The following is a 22780-nucleotide window of genomic DNA, read 5'->3' as shown; positions in this document are numbered from 1 at the left end:
CCTCACATCGGCCGTGCGTCTTGGGCGAGGTGACGGTAGATCGTGCCGCGCGAGACACCGAACGTCTCAGCGATCTGCTGGACCGTGTAGGACTTCTCGTCGTACATCGCCCGGGCCTGGCGCGCCTTGGTCGCCGTCATCTTGAACCGGCCGCCGCCCTTGCGACCTCTCGCTCGGGCGGCGGCAAGACCGTCCTGGGTGCGCTCGACGATCAGGTCATGCTCGAACTCAGCGATCGCGGCGAGCATGTGGAAGAACAGGCGGCCACCCGGTGTCGTGGTGTCGATGCCCTGAGACAGCGCCTTGAGACCGATGCCTCGCTGCTGGAGGCTCTCGACGACTTCCTTGAGGTTGCGCACCGACCGCCCGAGCCGGTCGAGCTTGGTCACCACGAGGGTGTCACCTGAGCGCAAGTAGTCCAGAGCGTCGTCGAGCGCGGGTCGCTTGGCCAGCACTCCCGAGGCGTGCTCGACGAACACCTTCTCGCACCCCGCGGCGGCGAGCAGGTCTGTCTGCCCGTCCGGGTTCTGCTCCCGGGTCGAGACGCGCGCGTATCCGATCGAAGCCATGACCCGAATGTACCGCCAACGTCCCTCGCGGTACATAGGTCTCGGACACGGGCCATGAGACACGACGCGCCGATCTGGACGCTCGCCTGCCGTGGTGTCTCATGGACGGTCGTCCGCGGGACCAGTTGGACCCGGTAGCTGCCGTAACTTTTGACCTCGAGGGAGATCTCGCCGCCTGGGGAAGTAGTGAACTCTCCGATGCTGCCGCTGTGTTCGCTAAAGCGGCGTCACTCGCCGGGCCGCTCGCGGAGCATGAGGAGCACTCCGGTGATCGCGACCGCGACGATCACGATGTCCGCAACGTTGCCGATGAACCAGGTGCCGTATGCCAGGAAGTCCACGACATGACCTTGGGCAAACCCTGGCTCGCGGAAGAGCCGGTCGCCGGTGTGCGAGGCGGCGGCTCCACCGAGCGCACCGATCACGATCGCCCACCTAGGTCGCCGGACACGCAAGGCGAAGACGACCGCGGTGACCGTAGCAACGACGGCCGCCAGAGCGAACACCGGGGTGGAGCCTTCGCCGAAGGAGAAGGCCGCGCCGGGATTGTAGGCAAGTTGCAAACCCAACAGGTTGCCGATCAAAGGGACGCGTTCGCCCTCGGTAAGTGTGGCTTCGGCCCAAGTTTTGGTCCCCTGGTCGACGAGGACTACCAACGCGCCGAGCGTGAACGCTCCCACGGTGAGTTGCCAGCGCCGCGGCGGGGGAACTTCTCGTGCTTCGGGCTCGTGGCCGGTCTCGCGCGACGTCATGCGAAGACCTCCGAGAGCCGGAGGACGACGCCGGACTCGATCAGGATGAACAGCCCCAGTCCGATGAACACTGCGGGGACAAGCCAATGCTCGACCCGTTCCAACGCATCGGTGACGGCCTCGTGCGTTCCGATCAGCCGTCCCGCGCCGCACCAGACGGCCACGAGGAGGAGGAACACTCCAATCATGACCACGACGTCAGCGGGTGCGCTGGTGCGAAAGATCGGCGTGTAGAGGGAGATGTTGTCGGCACCATTGGCGATCGTGATCCCGGCGACGCCCCACAACCCGACTGCAGTGATCTTTGCTTCACCATCGTCATCAGCCTGGTTGCGGCGTAGCCCCCGCGCGAGCGTCCAGATGCCGATGGTTAGAGGGATCAGCCCAAGGAGCCCGACCCAGGAGTCTGGGATGATCGTCAAGCCCAAAGCGGCCACCACGCTGACCACGACGAGGGTGATGAACCCGAGGTACTGCCCCGCGACGATCTGCCATGGTCTTGGCTTTCCCCGACGAGAGGCGAGGAACAGCACCACGAGCACGACGATGTCGTCAATGTTGGTGGCGGCGAACAGGCCGATCGGAATTTGTCAAGGTAGTTGAGGCCGGTGGGTGTTAGGCGGCTAGCTCGATGCCGGTGTTGTCGGCGGGTTGGTTGATCCAGGCCGTCGGTGGGATGGCCAGGATCTTCGGATCGCGGTTGGTGGCGAATCGTTCGGGGTTGCGGGCGCGGGCGGCGGCCAGGACGAGAGCCCGCTCGCCAGCCTTCGCCGCGGCGAGGCCGTAGTGGACGTCAGCGGGGGTGTTCAGTCCGATGCCGGTGTGGTGGTGGTGATGGTTGTAGCCGGCGACGAAGTCGGCCATGAACGACCGGGCGTCAGTCAGGGAGCCGAAGCGTTCGGGGAACACGGGCGCGAACTTCAACGTCTTGAACCACGCTTCGGAGTAGGGGTTGTCGTTGCTCACCCGGGGCCGGCTGTGTGACTTGGTGACCTCCAGGTCCGCCAGGAGCGCCGCGACGGTCTTGGACGTCATGGACGTGCCCCGGTCGGCGTGCACGACCTGCGGGATGCCGTGGACCCCGAAGATCTCCTTCATCATCTCGGCCGCCAGGACGGCGGACTCGGCCGCGTGCACGTGCGCGCCGACGATGTAGCGGGAGTAGATGTCGATCATCACGTAGGCGTCGAAGTAGGTGCCCTTGATGGGCCCGGCGAGCTTGGTGATGTCCCACGAGTAGACCTGCCCGGGGGCGGTGGCGACGAGCTCGGGGATGGTCCGGGCCGGGTGGCGGGCCAACCGGCGGCGCTCCTTGATCTGCGCGTTCGCGGTCAACACCCGGTAGATCGTGGAGATCGACCCCAGATACACGCCCTCGTCGAGCAGGTGGGCGTAGATCTGGATCGGGGGCAGGTCCACGAACCTGGGGCTGTTCACGACCGCCAGGACCTCGGCCCGTTCCGCGTCGGTGAGCTTGTTCACCGGCACCCGGGCCCTGGTCACCACCGGGGTGCGGGGGCGGCGGGTCGCGGTCGCCCGCGACACCCCGACCAGGATCGCCGCGGCCCGGGTCGGGACCCCCGCACCGGTCAGCTCACGGTAGGTAGCCATCAACGCGTGGTGTGCTCGGAGTCGTCCCGCGATCTCTTGGTAAGCACGTCCAAGAGATCGTGTGCTTTTCCCATGATCACCAGCGCCGCCTCGGTCGTCACCAACCTCCGCTCGGCCTTGTCGAGCTGACGGCGCAACCGGGCGATCTCCGCCTGCTCAGCCGACAGCCGCCCGATCTTCTCCCCAGGTTGTTTCCCCGCGAGGACCCCTGCGTCACGCATCCGGCGCCACTCGCTGACCAGCGAGGAGTACAACCCGTGCTCGCGCAGGTACGCACCGCCCAGGCCGCTGGCGACGGCCACCTCGTAGGCGGCCAGGTGGTCAAGCTTCTGCGCCGAGGAGAACGACCTCCGCGAGGTCGGACCCCCCGAACGAGGTCCGGGACTGGGCATACGACCATCGTCGCGCACCGCGATCAAAGACGAACTCATGATGATTGGACTCCTGGTTCACGCCCCACGCTGGCGGACTTGCTATGAACCACCGGCCTCAACTCATCCTGACCCGTAGGGCACCGCCGCGCCCACCCCACACCAGGATCCAGGTCAGATGCCCGTAGCGACTCAGAGCGTCGTAGGAGGCGCCCACCAGGCCCGCGATCAACCACACGGCGATCACCGTTCGCAACGCGCCGTGGGTCCACCGCACCGACAGCCGTGTCAGCTCAGGATCGACCGGCGGGGGAACGGAGGGGTCGCGGGCATGGCTCCCCGGTCGCGTCGCGCTCACGTGTGCCCCCTCCGCACTCCCCGACTCACGCACTGCCATCGGCACGCGAAGCGTGTCCCGTAAGGGCCCGCCGCCGATGTATTGCGAGCGCCCTTGACGGTGTGCTCCATGTTCTCGACCCGGGCCTCGTGAGGGCGCTGACTGTTGCCTTGGCCGCCGCCCTCTCACGTCATGCGACGCGGACCGTTCTTGTCCACTCCGGGCCGAGCGTGAACGGGCTAGTTTGGGCGCGTGCGAACGCCTGAAGAACGCCCCTCGGGGGCCCGTTCGCCCGTCTGGGCGGGCTGAGGGACGCCGATGAGTTCTGCCCTGGAAAGACCGGCGGAGTCCCGACGGATACGCACCGCTTATGCCAGCTCCTTCGTCTTGTGTCTCATCATTGGTCTGGTTGGCCTTGTCGCGTTGGTCCTGGGTGGGGCACCGAGTGATCCGGGCCCGGGCCAGGGTGCCGATCTCGGTCGCTTCCGGCTCATCGCGACGCTGGTTGCCGTCGCGTGCATGTCACTCTCGATTGCCGGGGCACTGCTGCTCCGGCGGAGGTGGCGGCGCCGTCGAGCCCGCCTCATCTTCGCCGTCCCGCCAAGCTGGCCAACGCCGCCGGAGCGGTGGTCACCTCCAGTCGGTTGGAGCCCCAGCTCAGAATTCCCAGAACCGCCGTCGGGCTGGCAGTTCTGGCGTGAACATTGAGCCAGGCGTCAACGCCCCGTCGATTACGGCCCAGTTTTCAGCCGTCGTCGACACGTGGCGAACCGTTCGGGGTCACGCCCGCATCTGCCGCGTTGAGGGCGGGGACGCTCGCCCGCATCTGCCGCTGTAGGGGCGGGGACGCTCGCCCGGTCATGCCGCGATGGGCGTGCGTTCTTGCCCGGTGAGCCATCGTCTACTGAGATAGCCCGTGTGCTCGTGGACCCGCCATGAGCACACTTGTCCTGTCGGCAGAGCCGGGAGCAGGGCGGGTCACCGCGCGAGGCGGATGTCGACATCTCGTTCTACGTAGCCCCACTCGGGGGTCGTGCGGAGTCGGTCTACGAGCTCCTCGAACGCGGGGGCGTCTTGGGGGGCGTACTCGAACCAGGCGAGGAAGTCGAAGGGCTCGCCCAGGTCATGGCCGTGGTAGAGCTGGCGCGCGACTGCCGGCAGGTACTCCAACCCGACCGCGATGTGGTGGGAACTCTCCTCGAGGAGGTCACGGCGTTCGTCCTGAGCGAGCTGCCACCAAGCATCGGACTTGGTGATGGGGATGAGAGCCGCCCGGGTTGCTTCGGGCCGGCCGAGCTGTGGCTGCTTGGCGTCCAGTGCCTCCTGCTCCTCGCGTCGGGTGTAGCGCTTGTAGCTCGTCGTCCCGCGCAGCACCCAGGCCGCCTCGACGTCGCCTGCACGTGACCCGTCGAGCACGGCCAACCGTGAGACCACCGGCAAGGACGGACCAGTCACCGGCTCGATGCGTTCAACCTGCCAGGCGCCCACCCGGCCTCCGGCAAAGACGTTGAGCGGCATGGAAACGACGTTACCGCACCCCTGCGGAATTTGTCAAGGTAGTTGAGGCCGGTGGGTGTTAGGCGGCTAGCTCGATGCCGGTGTTGTCGGCGGGTTGGTTGATCCAGGCCGTCGGTGGGATGGCCAGGATCTTCGGATCGCGGTTGGTGGCGAATCGTTCGGGGTTGCGGGCGCGGGCGGCGGCCAGGACGAGAGCCCGCTCGCCAGCCTTCGCCGCGGCGAGGCCGTAGTGGACGTCAGCGGGGGTGTTCAGTCCGATGCCGGTGTGGTGGTGGTGATGGTTGTAGCCGGCGACGAAGTCGGCCATGAACGACCGGGCGTCAGTCAGGGAGCCGAAGCGTTCGGGGAACACGGGCGCGAACTTCAACGTCTTGAACCACGCTTCGGAGTAGGGGTTGTCGTTGCTCACCCGGGGCCGGCTGTGTGACTTGGTGACCTCCAGGTCCGCCAGGAGCGCCGCGACGGTCTTGGACGTCATGGACGTGCCCCGGTCGGCGTGCACGACCTGCGGGATGCCGTGGACCCCGAAGATCTCCTTCATCATCTCGGCCGCCAGGACGGCGGACTCGGCCGCGTGCACGTGCGCGCCGACGATGTAGCGGGAGTAGATGTCGATCATCACGTAGGCGTCGAAGTAGGTGCCCTTGATGGGCCCGGCGAGCTTGGTGATGTCCCACGAGTAGACCTGCCCGGGGGCGGTGGCGACGAGCTCGGGGATGGTCCGGGCCGGGTGGCGGGCCAACCGGCGGCGCTCCTTGATCTGCGCGTTCGCGGTCAACACCCGGTAGATCGTGGAGATCGACCCCAGATACACGCCCTCGTCGAGCAGGTGGGCGTAGATCTGGATCGGGGGCAGGTCCACGAACCTGGGGCTGTTCACGACCGCCAGGACCTCGGCCCGTTCCGCGTCGGTGAGCTTGTTCACCGGCACCCGGGCCCTGGTCACCACCGGGGTGCGGGGGCGGCGGGTCGCGGTCGCCCGCGACACCCCGACCAGGATCGCCGCGGCCCGGGTCGGGACCCCCGCACCGGTCAGCTCACGGTAGGTAGCCATCAACGCGTGGTGTGCTCGGAGTCGTCCCGCGATCTCTTGGTAAGCACGTCCAAGAGATCGTGTGCTTTTCCCATGATCACCAGCGCCGCCTCGGTCGTCACCAACCTCCGCTCGGCCTTGTCGAGCTGACGGCGCAACCGGGCGATCTCCGCCTGCTCAGCCGACAGCCGCCCGATCTTCTCCCCAGGTTGTTTCCCCGCGAGGACCCCTGCGTCACGCATCCGGCGCCACTCGCTGACCAGCGAGGAGTACAACCCGTGCTCGCGCAGGTACGCACCGCCCAGGCCGCTGGCGACGGCCACCTCGTAGGCGGCCAGGTGGTCAAGCTTCTGCGCCGAGGAGAACGACCTCCGCGAGGTCGGACCCCCCGAACGAGGTCCGGGACTGGGCATACGACCATCGTCGCGCACCGCGATCAAAGACGAACTCATGATGATTGGACTCCTGGTTCACGCCCCACGCTGGCGGACTTGCTATGAACCACCGGCCTCAACTCATCCTGACCCGTAGGGGATCGCCGACCCGATGGTCGCAAGCATCAGCTGCCGATCTGCGGCGTATGGGTTCGGGCGGCGCGCAGGCCGTTGAGGATCACGATGACCTCGGCGACTTCGTGAACCAGGACCACGGCAGCGAGCCCCAGGACACCGAAGAGGGCGAGTGGGAGCAGCGCGGTGATGATCAACAGAGACAGGATGATGTTCTGGTTGATGATGCGGCGACCCCGACGGGCGTGGTCAAACGCTCTGGGGATGAGACGCAGGTCGTGGCCGGTGAACGCGATGTCGGCGGACTCGATCGCGGCGTCCGATCCGGTCGCGCCCATCGCGATGCCGATGTCGGCTGCCGCGAGAGCGGGCGCGTCGTTGATGCCATCGCCGATCATCGCGACCGGTCCTGCCTCGGAGAACGCTCCGATCGCGGCGGCCTTGTCTTCAGGGCGCAGTTCTGCGCGGACGTCGACGATCCCCGCCTGGGCGGCAAGGGCCTGCGCTGTGCGGGTGTTGTCGCCGGTGAGCATCGTCATTCCGACCCCCTGGCTTGCGAGGGTACGGACGACCTCGGGGACCTCGGGGCGTAGTTCATCTCGGACGCCGATCGCGCCGACTGGCGCTCCGTCTCGGTGCACGATCACGACGGTCATGCCTTGCTCTTCCAGTCCCTCGACCCGGTCGCCGAGCTCACCGGCGTCGAGCCAGCGCGGGCTGCCGACGGTGATCGTCGAACCATCGGCGGTGCCTTCGATGCCGTGCCCCGCCTGCTCAGTCACATCCGCCGCTGCCGTGACGCCCGGGGCGGCGGCGGTGATCGCCGCGGCGAGAGGATGAGTGCTGTGGTGCTCCAGCGCAGCGGCCCATGCGAGCACCTGTGCCTCGGTCAGGCCGTCGACGGTGAGGACCGCGGTGACGGCAGGCTCGTTGCGGGTGAGAGTGCCGGTCTTGTCAACGGCCACGTGCCGGACGGTGCCGAAACGCTCGAAGACCGCTCCAGATTTGATGATCACTCCGAACTTGCTCGCCGCGCCGATGCCGGCGACGACTGTCAGCGGGACGGAGATCGCTAGTGCGCAGGGCGAGGCTGCCACCAGCACCACGAGGGCGCGCGTTGTCCACAGCTCTGGATCGCCCAGCAGCGAGCCGATGATTGCGACCAACGCAGCAAGAATCAGGACACCAGGGACGAGCGGTCGGGCGATCTTGTCGGCTAGGCGGGCACGTTCGCCCTTCTCGGTCTGCGCCTTCTCGACCAGCTCCACGATCGTGGTGAGCGAGTTGTCGGTGCCCGCCGCGGTCGCCTCGACTTCCAGTGCGCCGGTGCTGTTGATTGCGCCAGCCGAGACTGCGTCACCGGGCTCGACCTCGACCGGGATCGATTCGCCCGTGATCGCCGAGGTGTCCAGGCTGGAGCGTCCCGCCCGGACGACGCCATCGGTCGCGATCCGCTCTCCCGGGCGGATCACCATGAGCTGGCCGACGGTCAGGTCTTTCGCCGCGACCTCGACGGAGGCTCCGTCGCGCAGCACGGTCGCGGTGTCCGGCACGAGCTTCAGCAGCGCCCGCAGACCACCGCGGGCGCGATCCATCGCCTTGTCTTCTAGCGCCTCGGCGATGGAGTACAGGAACGCGAGTGCGGCCGCTTCCTCGACGTAGCCGAGGATGACCGCGCCGATCGCACTGATCGTCATCAGCAACCCGATGCCGATCCTGCCCTTGAAGAGCCTGCGGACCGCGCCAGGTGTGAAGGTCGACGCGCCCAGCAGCAGGCCGATCCAGAACAAGACCAGAGCCACGGTCTCAGCCCCGGACCGCTCAGAGATCAGACCACTGAGAAAGGCGACACCGGAGAAGATCGGAACCAAGACACCGCGGTCCTTCCACCATGGCCGCTCCGCGCCCTCAACCTCCTCGCCCGTCGGCGTCGCACTCTCGTGCTCGCACCCACACGCCGCGCTCATGCACCCGCTCCAGTCCCGCAGCAGCCCGGCACCGTGCACGTCGAGTCCACGCAGGGAGCCTGCTCGTCCACGGCGAGTGTCACGTCCACCAGAGCGACGAGGGCCGCAGCGAGATGTGGGTCGGCGATCTCGTAACGAGTCTGCCGTCCTTCGGGCTCTGCGACGACGATCCCGCAGTCTCGCAAGCACGTCAGATGGTTCGACACGTTCGAGCGAGTCAGCTCCAGCTCGTGCGACAGCACAGCCGGGTAGCTCGGGCTATCAAGGAGGGTCATCAGGATCCGGGAGCGCGTCGGGTCCGCCATGGCCCGGCCGAGCCGGTTCATGACGTCGAGGCGCGAAGCAATAGTCAGCATGTGCTGAACTATACAGTGCTCGCTGACCTTTTGTCAGTCTGGCTATCCGCCACGGAACACGCGAGAGGTCGCAACTTCAGCTGCGCTCAGGCGACCGACGACTCCGCCCTGGCAAGGTCGACGCAGCACACCGAGGGCGTGTCGAGCCTGTCTGGGTTGTCCAGGCCTCGCAGATGGCGACGGGTCTGCCCGTGCTCACCGCGCACGTGGTGGTCGATGCCGCGTGCTTCTACGACTGGCACGTCACTTCCGAATCCCTCGGTATAGTTCAGCGAACGTTGACCTATGGGCCTGGCAGAACGCCGGGAACCAGACCTGGAGGCCACTCTGACTCGCAGTCGGCAGATCTCTCTTGCACTCATCGCGGCGGCCTGATCGCTCTCGTCGTCGCTGTACTGCTCACCCGACCGGACTCTTCGTCGCCCGGCGCGGACGCTCCCCAGGGTTCACTCGAGAATCTGGTCCGTCCCGACAGCCCACGCATGACCGATGGTGATCAGGTTCAGCTGGTGGAGTTCCTCGACTTCGAGTGCGAGGCGTGCATCGCCCTGTACCCCCATGTGGAGGACATCAAGGACCGGTACGGCGACCGTGTCGAGTTCGTCGTGAGGTACATGCCTCTTCACGTGAGCTCGGTCAATGCTGCCTTGGCCGCTGAGGCTGCAGGCCGGGGTTACTCTCGCCGCCATCTTCGTCCACTGGCTCATCTGGGTGAGCCTGTATCGGATCGGCGCGTTGTGCCCGTACTGCATGGCCGTGTGGGCGGTCGCCATCCCACTGTTCGTGATCGTCACCCAACGAAACCTGCGCCTGCTGCCAGGCCAGACCGGCTCACGACGGGCCTGTACGGGCACGTGGGTCCACGCCTACCAGACTCCAGCCCTGGTCGGTTGGTTCCTCCTGGTCGCCGCGTTGAGCGCGGTGCGCTTCTGGGACTACTGGATCACACTCCTCGCCTGATCGAGGTCCTTCCTCACGTCCGACATGTCGATGTCCACGTACGTCGAGGTCAACGCGTGCTGCGGGCCGCCGACCTCACTCCAGAGCTCGTCGACGCTGCCACAGAAGCCCTCCTCATGAGCCACCGAAAGTTCTCAGAAACACGCCTCGAAGCGATGCGATTCACAGCCCCGGCCATCCGTACGTGGGGGAGGGGTTCCCCATGGCCGCACCGGGAATCGGCTTCGGGCAGAACGACGGCTTCGTGTTCCAGACCCGAGCCTTCCTGGAGGAGGTTGCGGGCCTCGCCGAAGACGAGTCCTGGCCGCGCAACGCGACCTTCGACGACGGCGTCCACAACATGCAGCTCATCGCGGCCATCTCCCGGTCCGCCACCGAACAGGGGCGTGAGGTTACGATCGCCCAATGAGATTTTCCCGTGGCCCCGCGATGTCCCTTGTCGCCATCGCGATCCTGGCCGCGGCTGTGACCCTGAGGCCCGGTGCGACCTCGGTGGGCCCCGTGCTCGCCGAGATCAGCACCGGGCTCGGTCTTTCCAGCGGCACGGCGGGCCTGGTCACCGCGTTGCCCGGCTTCATGTTCGCCCTGGGAGGTGTGGCAGCCGTCCCGCTGTCCCGGCGACTCGGGGTGGGGGCGACCATCGGGATCGGTCTGTTGTTGACCGCGGCCTGTCTGCTGGCGCGTCCGTACGTCGGTTCCGCCGGGATGTTCGTGCTCCTCAGTGCCTTGGCCCTGGCCGGAATGGCGGTCGGAAACGTGCTGGTCCCGGCGGTCATCCGCATCTTCGGCCGGGACAAGCCCGCGTTCCTGGCCGGTGTGTACTCGACCGGCCTGGCCGTGGGCGGTGCCGCGCCGCTGTTGGTGGCAGGACTCCTGCTCGCCGCGACGGGCGGGTGGCAGCCCGCGCTGGCTGCCTGGGGCCTGATGTCCCTGATGGCCGCGGCGGTGTGGGGAGTGCTCATGACCCGCTCGGGCGGGCGCCTGGGGCGCGTCGCTTCGGCCCGACCCGCAGCGGCTGCCGGTGCCAATGCCGGTGCGTCGCACGATCCCGCCCCCGGGCGGCCCGTGTGGCGGTCCAGGACGGCGGTGGCGTTGGCCCTGTTCTTCGGGCTGCAGTCCACGAACGCCTACATCCAGTTCGGCTGGATGTCCCAGATCTACCGTGACGCCGGCCTGAGCTTGGGCACTGCATCCGTCCTGGTGGGAATGATCGCTTTCCTGGGAGTCCCCGGGGGTTTCGCCACGTCCTGGATGGTGGCCACCTCACGCCACTTGGCCGGTTGGATCACGGCCATGGGCGTGTGCATGGTGCTCGGGTACGGGGGCCTGCTCCTGGCACCCTCCACGGTGCCCCTGGTGTGGGCGTTGCTGCTGGGTCTGGGTTCCTTGGCCTTCCCCACCGCACTCGCCTTGATCACCGCCCGCACCCGCGAACCCGCGGTCACGGCGCGGGTCTCCGGGTTCATCCAGCCCGCGGGTTACCTCATGGCCGGTGCCGGACCGCTGCTGATCGGCCTGATCCACGGCTGGACGGGCAGCTGGACGGTTCCGCTGCTGTTGTTGCTCGCGTCGTCGTTCCCGTTGGTGGTCTTCGGCCGCCGGGTGGCCAAGGGCGGTTACGTCGACGACGAACTGCTCCACTGAGACCGAAACGGTCGGTCAGGACCGTCCCGCGTTCCCGACCGACCGTCTCCGGGTCACCTCAGCGGATGCCCGCGATCCGGGCCGCCTCCAACAGGACACCCGAGGCTTCGGCCACGCCCTCCACGGGCCCCAAGGAGGTGTCCTCGTGTTCGATGTGCAGCGCGATGTCCGGGTCGACCTCGTTGAGCGCGGTGATGAATTCGGCCCAATAGGCGGCGTCGTGCCCGCGTCCCAGGGCCACGAAGTCCCAGGCGGAGTCCTGAGGCCATTCGTTGACGTACTCCTCACCGCCCAGGTTGACGCGGTTCTCCTCCGGGGCCAGCCTGCGGAAGGAATTGTCCAGGACGCCGCACCACGCGGCCTCCGGGTTGATCCGCACGTCCTTGGCCGCGGCGTGCACCACGTGCTTGCCCAGGCGCCGGACCACCTGCACGGGATCCATTTGCTGCCAGAACAGGTGGCTGGCATCCAGCTCCACGCCCAGGTTGGTGGCGCCCGTGCGCTCGATCAGTTCCAGGAACGACGGCGGGTTGAAGACCACGTTCTGCGGATGCAACTCCAGGGCCACCTTGACCCCGTGTTCACCGGCGAGTTCGTCGATCTCCTTCCAGAAGGGCACCGCAGCGTCCCACTGACGCTCGATGACGTCCAGATGGCCGGAGGACCAGGCGTTGACCACCCACGGGGCGATCGTCCCACCGTCCTCACCCGCCGGGAGGCCTGACATGGTCACCACGCGCGTCTGACCGAGCGCTCCCGCCACGCGAATGGTGCGGCGCAGGTCCTCGGCGTGCACCGGGCCGAATTTCGGGTCCGGGTGCAGCGGATTGCCGTTGCAGTTCAACCCCTGCAAACTCACTCCGGTGCCCTCGAAGGACTCCAGGTACTTGGCAGCGGCGGAGGGGTCGGCGTCGATCTCCGCAACCGGAACGTGGACCGGGGGCAGGAACCCGCCGGTGTTCAGTTCGACGGCGTCAAGGCCGAGTCCGCCCACGACCTCCAATGCTTCCGGCAGGGGGCGGTCGTGCAGCGGTGCCGTGTAGAGCCCGAGATGCATGGTGTGCTCCTTCCTCAGCCCAGGTCCACGCGGACCGGGGCTCCGGTGGTCAGGGATTCTTGGGCGGCATCGGCCACCCTGGAGGCGGCCACGGAGTCCGCCGGTGTGCACGGTGAGGTGCGCTCGCCGTGCACCATCTCCACGAACGCCCGCATCTCGGCCACGTAGGCCTCCGCGAATCGTTCGTGGAAGGTCAACCAGGGGGTGCCGTCCGGGAAGTTGACCCCGGGTTCGGCCGAGCGGCCCGCGTAGTGCTCGTCCAGGCCGACCTGGACGGTCCCCGCCGAGCCCTGCAGCTCCAGACGGACATCGTGCCCGGCGCCGTTGTACCGGGTGGCGGACACGGTGCCCACCAGCCCGTCGTCGAAGGTGACCAGGGCGACCGCGGTGTCCACGTCACCGACCTTCCCGATTTCGGGGTCGCCGTTGTTGGACCCGCGGGCGTCCACCTCCACGATCTCCCGACCGGTGATCCACCGCAGGGTGTCGAAGTCGTGGACCGAGCAGTCCCGGAACAATCCACCGGAAGTGGCAAGGAATGCCACCGGCGGCGGTGCCTGGTCGGCGGTGATGGCTCGAACCGTGTGCAGCCAGCCCAGTTCACCGGCACGGAAGGCCCGGCGGGCCTCCAGGTGCCCGGGATCCAGACGACGTTGGTGGCCGATGTGCACGGGGACACCCGTGCGTTCGGCAGCCTCCAGCACCGGCAGGGCCTCCGCCACGGTCGAGGCCACGGGCTTCTCGCAGAACACCGGGATCCCCGCCTCCAGCGCACGCAGGATCAGCGGCGCGTGTTGTGCGGTCCCGACGGCGATGAGCACGCCGTCCGGTCGTTCGTCGAACACCTGGTCCACGGAGCCCGCCGCGCGGACACCGAGGGCGTCGGCCAGGGCCTGTGCCCGGTCCACGGCCACATCGGCCAGCACGATGTCGAGGTCAACCGGGGGATGGGCGTCGTCCCCGTTGCGCACTGCGACCAGGTTGGCGGCGTGCATGGCGCCGATGCGCCCCACGCCGATGAGTCCGAGCACTGTGGACATGGATCCACCTTTCCGGCAGGCATCATTGGCTGCCGACAACAGAGGTGCGGGGTGTCAGCCGGCGAACGGCAGACGGGGGTCGATGTCGGCGTCGTTCCAGGTCTGGCGGATCCAGCCGTGGTGGGGGTCGTCGCTGATGAGCCACTGCCGGACGGGGCCCGGGCCCGCCATGACGTTCAGGTAGTACATGTCATGGCCGGGAGGAGTCATGGCCGGGCCGTGCCAGCCGTAGGGAACCAGGACGACGTCGCCCGTGCGGACCTCAGCCGTCACGTCGATTTCGCGGCCGTCGGAGGCGTAGACGCGCTGGTACCCCATGGCGTCCGGGCCGCCCTCGTCGGCGGTCGGCACCGGCATGCCCCGGGCGGTCTGCATCTCGAAGTAATAGATCTCCTCGAGCGCGGTTTCGCCTTCCTTCTCCTCGTCGTGCTTGTGCGGCGGGTAGGACGACCAGTTGCCGGCCGGGGTGAGGACCTCGCACACGATGAAGCGATCGGCTTCCAGGATTGCCGGATTCCCGAAGTTGTGGACCTGCCGGGAGCACTGGCCCGCACCGCGCAGTTCCACCGGCACGTCCGCGGGGACCACGTGCCGGGTGGGGTAGTCGTTGTGCGCCGGAGCGGACGCAACGGCCACCCGACCGCCGTCGGTCGAAGAAATCGTGCACGCCCGGTTGATGCCGGTGTAGAGCACGTCCGTGGGGCCCGTGAACACGGAGGGGCGTCCGGTCAGTTCGTACCGGGTTTCGTCGTCGCCACCGTCGTCGCCCGTCGAGCCGACCGTGACCGTGAACGAACCCGCCAACGGGACCAGGATGCGTTCCTCGGCCTGTGCGGGCAGCTCCACGGACGCGCCCGGGGCGAGTTCGGCCACCCGCAGTCCGGTGTGCGCCCAGCCCGGGGCCTGGACGTGCGAGTCCGGGGTGCCCAGGTCCAGCCACCAGTCGTCATGGGCGGTGGAGCCCGCCGGGTGGAACCAGTTGGAAGCTGCGGTGGTCATGGTGCTCCTTTGCACGGGGAGGAGGTCATTTCACGAGCGTCATCTCGAAGGAGTACAGGTCGGCGCGATACAGGTGGTGACCACCGTCGACGGCGCGTCCGCTGGAATCGCGCGCGACGCGCTCCATCTGGACCAACGGGGCACCCGGCTCGACATCCAGGAGGGCCGCCTGCTGTTTGTCCGCAACGGTGGCGCCCATGCGCTGATGAGCCAGGCGGAAGTCGATGCCGGCACCGCGCATGAGGTCGTAGAGGCCGTGGTCGCGCAGTTGCCCCTGGTCCAGTTCCAGGACATCGGTCGGCACCCAGTTCTCCATGATCGCCAGGGGAGTCCCGTCGATGGAACGGACGCGGCGCAGGTACTGCAGCGGGGTGCCCTCCTTGATGCCCAGCAGCTCCGCCCGGTCCTGGTCCGCGCTGACGTGGGCCAGTTCGAGGATCTCTGTGCTCGGCTTGGAGCCCTGCTCGATCAGGTCGTCGTAGAGGGAGGACAACTGAAGCGGTCGGCGGACAGGCGGTTCGACGACCTGGGTCCCGATCCCGCGACGACGAACCACGAGCCCCGCCTGGACGAGTTGGTCGAGGGCTTGGCGCATGGTGGGTCGGGACAGGCTGAAACGCTTGGCCAGTTCGATCTCGTTGTCCAGGCGCGTCCCCGGGGGCAGCGATCCGTCCCGGATGGCCGTTTCGAACGCGGTCGCCACCTGGTGGTACAGCGGGACCGGGGACGATCGGTCCAGTGCTACCTGCACGTCAGTGGCCATGAGAACTCCTTCGAGTGATCTATGTCATTTTGTCATGACAAATAGCGGATGGGAAGGGCTGTGCCACGTCCTCGTGCGTCCGGTCCCGGCCACCGGGCCAGTCAGAGGGCCAGCCGGTGGGGCCGCCTCCGGGGCCCGGCGCGGCGTCAGTCGCAGTCGCGGCAGAGCTGGGCGCCGGGGGCGCTCGCCTCGATGCACAGGAACCGCGGCCGGGGCAGACCGGCCGCCAGGACCGCGCGGTCCACGGCCTCCACCACGGAGTCGACCTTGTTCATCGGGAGCAGCGCCAGGACCGAACCGCCGAATCCGCCGCCGATCAAGCGGGCGCCGGCTGCCGAGTGGGCCAGGGCCGTTTCGACGATCAGGTCGGCAGTGGCGAAGGAGGCCTCGGCGTCGTCGCGCATCGAGGCGTGCCCCTCCGTGAGGATCCGTCCGAGTTCCCCGGGTGCCCCACCCGGGAGTGCATCCGGAGCCCCGTCGCGCAGCAGGGCGTCAATCCGTTCGGAACGCAGCATCTCCGTGAGGGCGTGCCGCAGACGACGGCGGCACCCGGCCACATCTCGCCCGTCAAGGTCCGCTGGGCCGGGGTCGGCGGCGTCCCACCGCGCGAGCACCGCGTCCACGTCGGCCGCCTCCGGGGATTCGGGCAGGAGGTCGCGCAGTCTTTCGGCGCCGAGGAACCGGGCGGCTGCCTCGGCGTCCTTACGGCGGGAACTGAAGTCGTCACCACCCAGCCAGTGCGGGGTGCTGGTGTCCACGCCGACCAATCGGTGGCCCTCGACCAGGGGCGCGATCGGGTGGTGCGTGATCGAGAAGTCACGGCAGTCCAGGGAGAGGACGTGGCCGGGCAGCGAGCGCAGGCTGGCGGTCTGGTCCAGGCCACCCGTGGCCGCTCCGACCACCTGGACCTCGGCCATCATGCAGGCGTGCGCCAGGACTGCCCGTGTCTGGTCGTCCAGGTCCCGGTGCCCCGTGGACATGCCCACAAAGGCCAGGATCGCGGCACACTCGAGTGCCGCAGAGGAGGACAGTCCGCCGCCAACGGGCAGGGTCGAGCGGATCAGCAGGTCCGCACCGAAGTTCTCGGGAACCGCGAGCTCGGGATGGCTTTCGGCGGCAATGCGCAGGGCCCACAGGGCCCCGGCCACGTACCCGGTCCACCCTTCCGGTGTGCCGGGCCCGATCGAGTCGACCGGGACCTCGACGATGCCGGAGTCCAGGGTCGGCTCCAGAGTGCGCATCCGCAGGAGCCCGTCCGTTCTCGGGGCCGCGGCGACCAGGGTCCCGTATGGCAGTGCCATGGGCAGGCAACGGCCCCCCAGGAAGTCGATGTGTTCACCGTTGAGGTTGGCCCGCCCCGGGGCCATCCAGATCCCCTCGGGGTCCCTGGCGAATTCGCTGCGGAAGCGTCGGAATCCTCTGCGGCCCATCGCTTCCAGATCCGGGTGCTCGATCCAGATGGGCTTGAGTCCCTCCGGCGCCCCGTCCGCGCCGGACGCGGATGCGTCGATGCCAGGGGAGGGGGAACGGTACGTGGTCAAGAGGGGCCTCCTGGAAGCGGGCAGTGCAATGAAGCCTAGCCCGAGTGCCGGAGGGGTCAGCGCCGGATGGGGCGGGGCAGCGCCAGGACCTTCGCGCGCTTGGGAGCGGGCGGCGGGTTGGAGGCACCGTGGGCGGTGACGGTCTGGAGGATTCGCTCCAGGTCAGTGCTCACGGCAACCAGCCACCAATGGTCCCAGGTGTTGCGGATCTCCAGGTTCTCCAGCTGGTCGGAGAGATCAGCGATCCGCGAACGGGCGCGCTTGGCCAGAATCGCCACTTCGTCCTTCTCCTCGTCGTCCAGGTTGAGGGGGACGATCGTGAGCGCCGTCGTCAACGCGGTCAGTGATGCGGTGTCGACGCGCCAGGCGACCCGCATGACTTCGGCGACGGCGCGCAGGGCGCGTTCGAGCTCCTTGGAGACCTCCGCGGGCACCACCATGTGGGAGCCGTCCGTGGCGAAGAGCCGACGCAGGACGTCCGTGAGGTTGCGCATGTAGAAGGCCACGTGCTCCACGCGCAGGAGGCGGGCCAGTCCGGGGTCCTGGTTCTTGTTGTTGGGCAGGAGCATGCGCGGATTGCCCTTCATGGCCGTGGCCTGCTCCTGGACGATGCCACGGACCTCCATGGTCATCTGCGCCAGCTGCTGGTTGATCTCCAACCAGTCGCGGCGGGTGGTCGAACCCGGAGTGCGTACCTCCGTGGCCACGTCCCGCAGGTAGTGCATGAGCAGCTTCTCCGCCCGGCCCAGTTCCAAAGACGCGGAGCGGATGTCCACGGGCGGGGCCACCAACAGGTGCACCGCCAACCCGATCAGCGCACCGGTGGTCATCTGCACCAGGTAACCCATCGAATAGTCGTCCGCGTTCGGGCCACCGATCACCAGCACGAACAGAGCCGTCATGGGGATGTAGTCGGCCCCCACCCCCAGCTTGCGTACCCCGGCCAGGATGGTGCCCAGGGCGATCACGATGAACAGGGTGATGATCGTGTTCAGGTCCGTGATCAGGACGATCAGTGCCAGGGCCATGCCCAACGCCAGTCCGATGATCGTCTGGAACCCCGTGCGCATCGAACCCAACAAAGTGGGATACATGACGGAGAGGGCACCGAGCGGGGCGTAGAACGGGTACTCGGCCACGACCCCCGGCATGTAAGGCGCCACGACCCACGCGATGGTGCAGGCGGTCGCGGCCTTGAGAGCCAGCAAGAGACGCGGCGGGGTGATCGCTCCCTGGTGCCAGGGCCGGATCAGCGAATCGTCGTCGGTGACTGCAGGGGCCGACGGACGGCTGGGAATGCGCACGGAACTCCTTCGTCATGCGGTGTGCGTGCGCCAGCGTATTAGCTACGGGCGGGCGGAGTCGATGGGTTGAGAGGGGCCGATTTCTCGGCCGAATCATGATTTCTCTCACGCGGTCGGCGCCCCCTGTGCGTTGTCCGTCGGCTGATTCCCGACGACGCCGTCGTTAGGCTGGCGGGAAGCAAACACAGCAGGACAACGCGCCGTCCCGGACGGCACCCGTCGGAAGGACGAACATGAGCCAGCTCGGAAAGAACCTCCTGGGAGAACCCGACCCCACGTTGCTCGAGGAGAACCCGGAACTGGTCGCCCGGTTCGACGCCGGGGACGAGGCCGAGGACCTGGCCCGTGCCTTCCCCAAGGAGCAGCTGCCCTGGGCGATCCTGGCCGAGGAGGCACTGACCGACGGGCGCACCCTGGAGGGCTACGCCTACGCGCGGGTCGGTTACCACCGCGGGCTCGACGCCCTGCGTCGCAACGGCTGGAAGGGGCACGGACCCGTGCCGTTCTTGCACGAGCCGAACCGTGGGTTCCTTCGGGCCCTGGCCGCGCTCGGCCAGGCCGCAGCCGCCATCGGCGAGCTGGACGAGGCCGAGCGCATCCAGAAGTTCCTCAACGACTCCGATCCCTCAGCGGCCGAGCAGCTCCAGTCCTGAATTCAGCCGTGCACCCCTGAGGCGCTCGCGCACCCTTGCCGTGGCCGCCACCAGGTTGCGCAGGCTCTCCTCGGTCTCGCGGTAGCCGCGGGTCTTGAGGCCGCAGTCCGGGTTGGCCCACAGCAGGTCCGCGTCCACGTACTCGAGGGCGCTGATCAACAGGGACTCGATCTCGTCCACGGATGGGACCCGCGGGGAATGGATGTCCCACACGCCGGGGCCCAGTCCGCGGGAGAAGCCGACCGAGCGCACGTCGGCCAGGACTTCCATGCGTGAGCGGGCGGCTTCGATCGAGGTCACGTCCGCGTCCAGGGCGTCCACGCCTTCGATCACGTCACCGAACTCCGAGTAGCACAGGTGGGTGTGGATCTGGGTGTCGTCAGCGGCACCGGCGGTGGCTCGCCGGAAGGCGTCCACGGCCCAGTCCAGGTAGGCGGTGCGGTCGACCCGACGCAGCGGCAGGAGTTCGCGCAGGGCCGGTTCGTCGACCTGGATGATGCCGATGCCGGCGGCCTCCAGGTCGGCGATCTCGTCCCGCAGGGCCAACGCCACCTGGTCCGCGGTGTGCCCCAGGGGCTGGTCCTCCCGCACGAACGACCACGCCAGGATGGTCACGGGGCCCGTGAGCATGCCCTTGACCGGGTGCTGGGTCAGGGATTGGGCGAACTCGATCCACGGCACCGTGAAGGCACCGCCCTCCAGGCCTTCGCCGGCCCGTGAGACGTCGCCCCACAGGATCGACGGGCGTGTGGCGCGGGATCCGTAGGACTGGACCCAGCCGTTTCCCGTGACCGCGAAACCGTCGAAGTTCTCGGCGAAGTACTGCACCATGTCGTTGCGTTCGGGCTCGCCGTGGACCAGGACGTCCAGGCCCAGGTCCTCCTGCAGCTCGATCACCCGCGTGATCTCGGCGCGCAGGAACTGTTCGTACTGTTCCCGGTCGATCCGCCCCAGTCGGAAGTCCGCCCTGGCCTTCCGGACCTCCCCGGTCTGCGGGAAGGAACCGATGGTCGTGGTCGGCAGCGGTGGCAGCTGGGCGGAGCCGAACCGTCGCCGGGACTGGGCCTCCCGCCGGACGTGTGCCGCCGTTCGCCGGGTGTCGGCGGGAGTCTGTCGGGCCGCACGTTCGCGCACACCCGGATCGACCACCCCCGGCGCTGTCACGCGTGAGGTGAGGGCAGCTGCCGATTCCTCCAACGCGGTTGCGATCGCTTCCCGCCCTTCGGCCAGCCCGCGGGCCAGGGTCACGACCTCGGTGATCTTCTCGTCGGCGAAGGCCAGCCAGCTGCGCACCGTGGGATCGAGATCGTCCTCGCCCTCGAGCGTGTGCGGGACGTGGATCAACGACGTCGAGGTGGCCACGCTGACCGTCGCCCCGGCGGATCGCAGCGACTCGAGCCTGGTCAGGACCGCGTCCAGGTCCGTGCGCCAGATGTTGCGACCGTTCACGACGCCCGCGACCAGGGTCGGCGCGCCTTCACCCGTGAACAGGGCGACCTGCTCGGCCGAAAGCCCCCCGCGGACCAGGTCCACGTGCACGGCCTCCACGCCGGAGGCGACCAGCGGTGTCAGGAGATCCCCGGCGTCGCCGTACGGGGTGGTCACCAGGATCTTCGGCCGGTCGTCCAGCTCCGCCAGGTAACCAGCGGCGCGTTCGACGGCGTCACGCAATTCGTTGCCGGTGACGTGCGCGAAGTCGGCGACCAGGGCGGGTTCCTCGATCTGGACCCACTGCGCCCCCGCGGTGCGGAGAGCGGCCAGGATGTCGGCGTAGACGGGGAGCAGGTCCTCCAGCCGGTCGAGCGGACGGGCCGGGGTGGGCGAGGTGCCGTCGTCCTTGGCCAGGGCCAGGAAGGTCACCGGACCCACGATGCTCGGGCGGAGTGTGCGTCCGTCGGCCGCAGCCCGGGTCACCGCGTCGATCAGTTCGTAGGGGGTGGCGGTGAACGCGGTCGTGGGCCCGATCTCCGGGACCAGGTAGTGGTAGTTGGTGTCGAACCACTTGGTCATCTCCAGCGGCTGGCGGGCGGCGTCCCCGCGGGCCAGGACGAAGGACCCGTCGCGGTCAACGGATCCGGCGGCAGGCCCCTGGCCGACGCGCAGGTCGCTGAATCGTTCGGGCACCGCGCCCACGGCGACCAGGGTGTCCAGGACCTGGTCGTAGAGCGCGTGACCCGCCGGAACCGCACTGTCACCCTCCAGGCCCCGTTCCGTGATGTGGGCGACGGTGGAGTCGCGCAGTTCAGTGGCCGACCGGTCCAGGTCCGCGGCGGTGGAGCGCCCCGCCCAGTAGGACTCGAGTGCGGACTTGAGCTCGCGCCGCGGGCCCAGGCGCGGGTAGCCGAGGATCGTTGCGGCGGGGAACGCGGCCGCGTCCTTCGCCGGGGCGGACTGGTCGGAGGCGTACTGCGCGGTGCTGGGCTGGTTGGGGCTGGTCACGGTGGTCTCCTCGCGGTTCGTGCGGGTCGGTTCAGGGTTCGGTACAGCGGTCGGTTCGGGTGTCAGTGGAAGGGGCTGGGTGATGTCGTCGGTCGTGGGCGGGACGGGCCGGGGCAGATCCAGCTGCTCCAGGACGTCCAAGGCGGCATGGTGTTCGTTGAAGGTGTAGAGGTGCAGGCCCGGGGCGCCCGCGTCCAGGGCTGTGCGAGCCAGGCGGACCGCAGCCTTCACACCGGCCTGGTGCCGTAGGCGGTCCGATCCGGCGGTCTCGAGTTCGTGGGCCAGCCGAGGATCCGGCTCCACGCCGGCCATCCGGCACACGGTGAGGTAACGGCGCAGGCCCGTCACGGGCAGGATTCCGGGGACGATCGGCAGTTCCACACCGGACTTGCGGGCGCGAGCCACGAACTTCTCGTAGTCCTCCGCCTGCGGGTAGACCTGGGTGATCGCGAAGTCGGCACCCGCGCGCTGTTTGGCCAACAGGACCTCCAGGTCCTGACTCACGCTCGTGGACTCGGGGTGCTTGACGGGGTATGCCGCCACCCCCACGGACACCCGCCCGCCGCACAGTCGGTGGGCGCTGTCGCGTTCGACCCTGCGGATCAGGTCCACCAGGTGACGGGCGAAGGGCAACTCGTCCTCGCGGGCCTCCGTGACGCCCGCCGGTCGGTCACCGCGCAACGCCAGGATGCCGCGCACCCCCACGTCCAGGAGGTCACCGATCAGGGCGGTCAGTTCGGCCTCCGTGGGGCCCACGCAGAGCACGTGGGCCAGGGGTCGGAACGGGGTCTCGTGGACCAGGTGGTGCAGCAGCGACAACGACCGTCGTCGTCGTAGGGCATCGGCACCCGTGGTCACGGACACGTGGTCCGGGGCCGTGGGGGCCAGCTCGTCAAGGGTGGCCAGCAGCGACTCCCGGCTGGCCTCGCTCCTCGGCGGGAAGAGTTCGTAGGACAACGCCGGGGTGCGCGGGCGTTCGGTGTGGGGGTCGGTCACGTTCGTGGGTCTCCTTCCGTGTACCCCCGACAGAGGGTGCACGCGAGACCCCACGGCCGTGCGTCGTGACAACGACGACGGTCCGGTGGACCACGGAACACTGTTCGCTCCATCGGTCCTGGCGGGAGCACCGTTCCTGCGAACAGGATGGTTGCTGCGGCGTCGACGAGCCAGGTCTCTCAGCCGCTCTGGATAGATAGCGAGACAGTTATATCCGGGCTTTCCCGGGCCTCGCAACGGCTCACCGTTGAGGTATTCACCCAGGAGCGACGTCTGCCGGGCGCGCTAGATGTACTTCCCCGTGACGTTGTGAACGCGTTGTGAGGGTGTTTGGCCGCCGATGCCGGTGTGGGGTCTGTGG

General features: G+C 68.3%; 20 protein-coding genes, 1 pseudogene and 1 riboswitch. Of the genes and pseudogenes, 5 read left to right on the top strand and 16 right to left on the bottom strand.

Annotated features, from left to right (window positions below):
- Positions 1 to 2: 2 nt before the first annotated feature.
- From GWK18_RS10255 to GWK18_RS10215, 9 genes are all read right to left on the bottom strand, one after another.
- The gene (locus tag GWK18_RS10255) at positions 3 to 569 is read right to left on the bottom strand and encodes a recombinase family protein (protein WP_056131862.1); all 567 of its coding nucleotides are present in this window, start codon (positions 567 to 569) and stop codon (positions 3 to 5) included.
- 227 nt (positions 570 to 796) lie between these two features.
- Entirely contained in the window at positions 797 to 1321 is a 525-nt protein-coding gene (locus GWK18_RS10250) for a signal peptidase II (protein WP_047692497.1), read from the bottom strand.
- Positions 1318 to 1878, bottom strand: a complete 561-nt coding sequence (locus GWK18_RS10245) for a cadmium resistance transporter (RefSeq protein ID WP_260849468.1) — start codon at positions 1876 to 1878, stop codon at positions 1318 to 1320. Before GWK18_RS10245 ends, GWK18_RS10250 begins: the two co-directional genes overlap by 4 nt.
- Positions 1879 to 1936: 58 nt before the next feature.
- Positions 1937 to 3324, bottom strand: a protein-coding gene (locus tag GWK18_RS10240; protein ID WP_094067111.1) for an IS3 family transposase whose coding sequence is annotated in 2 segments (ribosomal slippage) — positions 1937 to 2982 and positions 2982 to 3324 — 1389 coding nt in all. Because the reading frame shifts where the segments join, the coding sequence is not laid out codon by codon here.
- 97 nt (positions 3325 to 3421) lie between these two features.
- Entirely contained in the window at positions 3422 to 3661 is a 240-nt protein-coding gene (locus GWK18_RS10235) for a hypothetical protein (RefSeq protein WP_143467411.1), read from the bottom strand.
- Positions 3662 to 4618: 957 nt separating this feature from the next.
- The gene (locus tag GWK18_RS10230; protein WP_018023089.1) at positions 4619 to 5158 is read right to left on the bottom strand and encodes a chlorite dismutase family protein; all 540 of its coding nucleotides are present in this window, start codon (positions 5156 to 5158) and stop codon (positions 4619 to 4621) included.
- Between the two features lie 58 nt (positions 5159 to 5216).
- Positions 5217 to 6604 (bottom strand): IS3 family transposase gene (locus GWK18_RS10225; RefSeq protein ID WP_094067111.1). Its coding sequence is split into 2 segments (ribosomal slippage): positions 5217 to 6262 and positions 6262 to 6604, totalling 1389 coding nucleotides; the frame shifts between segments, so codons are not numbered across the junction.
- A 146-nt stretch (positions 6605 to 6750) separates the two neighbouring features.
- Positions 6751 to 8667: a cation-translocating P-type ATPase gene (locus GWK18_RS10220; RefSeq protein ID WP_094067112.1), complete on the bottom strand. Its 1917-nt coding sequence runs from the start codon at positions 8665 to 8667 to the stop codon at positions 6751 to 6753.
- The gene (locus tag GWK18_RS10215) at positions 8664 to 9023 is read right to left on the bottom strand and encodes a metalloregulator ArsR/SmtB family transcription factor (RefSeq protein ID WP_047692694.1); all 360 of its coding nucleotides are present in this window, start codon (positions 9021 to 9023) and stop codon (positions 8664 to 8666) included. Before GWK18_RS10215 ends, GWK18_RS10220 begins: the two co-directional genes overlap by 4 nt.
- Positions 9024 to 9196: 173 nt before the next feature.
- On the opposite strand from GWK18_RS10215, the pseudogene GWK18_RS13480 reads away from it, so the two are divergent.
- The 4 genes and pseudogenes from GWK18_RS13480 to GWK18_RS10195 form a co-directional block, all read left to right on the top strand.
- Positions 9197 to 9631, top strand: a pseudogene (locus GWK18_RS13480) (hypothetical protein); the annotation flags it as partial.
- A gap of 103 nt (positions 9632 to 9734) precedes the next feature.
- A complete protein-coding gene (locus GWK18_RS10205) occupies positions 9735 to 9983 on the top strand; it encodes a hypothetical protein (RefSeq protein WP_206051969.1) in 249 nt (82 codons plus the stop codon).
- Positions 9984 to 10185: 202 nt separating this feature from the next.
- Complete coding sequence (locus GWK18_RS10200; protein WP_166835083.1) at positions 10186 to 10392, top strand: hypothetical protein; 207 nt, start codon at positions 10186 to 10188, stop codon at positions 10390 to 10392.
- Positions 10389 to 11627, top strand: a complete 1239-nt coding sequence (locus GWK18_RS10195; protein WP_166835081.1) for an MFS transporter — start codon at positions 10389 to 10391, stop codon at positions 11625 to 11627. Before GWK18_RS10200 ends, GWK18_RS10195 begins: the two co-directional genes overlap by 4 nt.
- Before the next feature lie 58 nt (positions 11628 to 11685).
- On the opposite strand, the gene GWK18_RS10190 is transcribed toward GWK18_RS10195, so the two are convergent.
- From GWK18_RS10190 to GWK18_RS10165, 6 genes are all read right to left on the bottom strand, one after another.
- Positions 11686 to 12684 carry a sugar phosphate isomerase/epimerase gene (locus tag GWK18_RS10190; protein WP_166835079.1) on the bottom strand — a complete coding sequence of 333 codons (999 nt, stop codon included), beginning with the start codon at positions 12682 to 12684 and terminating at the stop codon, positions 11686 to 11688.
- 14 nt (positions 12685 to 12698) lie between these two features.
- Positions 12699 to 13724, bottom strand: coding sequence for a Gfo/Idh/MocA family oxidoreductase (locus tag GWK18_RS10185; protein ID WP_166835077.1), 1026 nt, complete (start codon positions 13722 to 13724; stop codon positions 12699 to 12701).
- Positions 13725 to 13778: 54 nt separating this feature from the next.
- Positions 13779 to 14723, bottom strand: a complete 945-nt coding sequence (iolB, locus tag GWK18_RS10180; protein WP_166835075.1) for a 5-deoxy-glucuronate isomerase — start codon at positions 14721 to 14723, stop codon at positions 13779 to 13781.
- A 25-nt stretch (positions 14724 to 14748) separates the two neighbouring features.
- Positions 14749 to 15486: a GntR family transcriptional regulator gene (locus tag GWK18_RS10175; RefSeq protein ID WP_166835073.1), complete on the bottom strand. Its 738-nt coding sequence runs from the start codon at positions 15484 to 15486 to the stop codon at positions 14749 to 14751.
- Between the two features lie 146 nt (positions 15487 to 15632).
- A complete protein-coding gene (locus GWK18_RS10170; protein ID WP_166835071.1) occupies positions 15633 to 17027 on the bottom strand; it encodes a galactokinase family protein in 1395 nt (464 codons plus the stop codon).
- Positions 17028 to 17083: 56 nt separating this feature from the next.
- A complete protein-coding gene (locus tag GWK18_RS10165) occupies positions 17084 to 18331 on the bottom strand; it encodes an FUSC family protein (protein ID WP_166835070.1) in 1248 nt (415 codons plus the stop codon).
- Between the two features lie 233 nt (positions 18332 to 18564).
- On the opposite strand from GWK18_RS10165, the gene GWK18_RS10160 reads away from it, so the two are divergent.
- On the top strand, positions 18565 to 18984 hold the full coding sequence (locus tag GWK18_RS10160; protein ID WP_166835068.1) for a DUF3151 domain-containing protein: 420 nt from the start codon (positions 18565 to 18567) through the stop codon (positions 18982 to 18984).
- On the opposite strand, the gene metE is transcribed toward GWK18_RS10160, so the two are convergent.
- A complete protein-coding gene (gene metE, locus GWK18_RS10155) occupies positions 18958 to 22419 on the bottom strand; it encodes a 5-methyltetrahydropteroyltriglutamate--homocysteine S-methyltransferase (protein ID WP_348535924.1) in 3462 nt (1153 codons plus the stop codon). The two genes, GWK18_RS10160 and metE, sit on opposite strands and share 27 nt — an antisense overlap.
- Positions 22420 to 22525: 106 nt before the next feature.
- Positions 22526 to 22618, bottom strand: a riboswitch (SAM riboswitch).
- Positions 22619 to 22780 lie beyond the last annotated feature (162 nt).

Origin of the sequence: Kocuria sp. JC486, assembly GCF_011602805.1 — a bacterium.
Lineage (GTDB): Bacteria > Actinomycetota > Actinomycetes > Actinomycetales > Micrococcaceae > Kocuria > Kocuria soli.
This window is presented reverse-complemented; position numbering and strand designations above follow the sequence as displayed.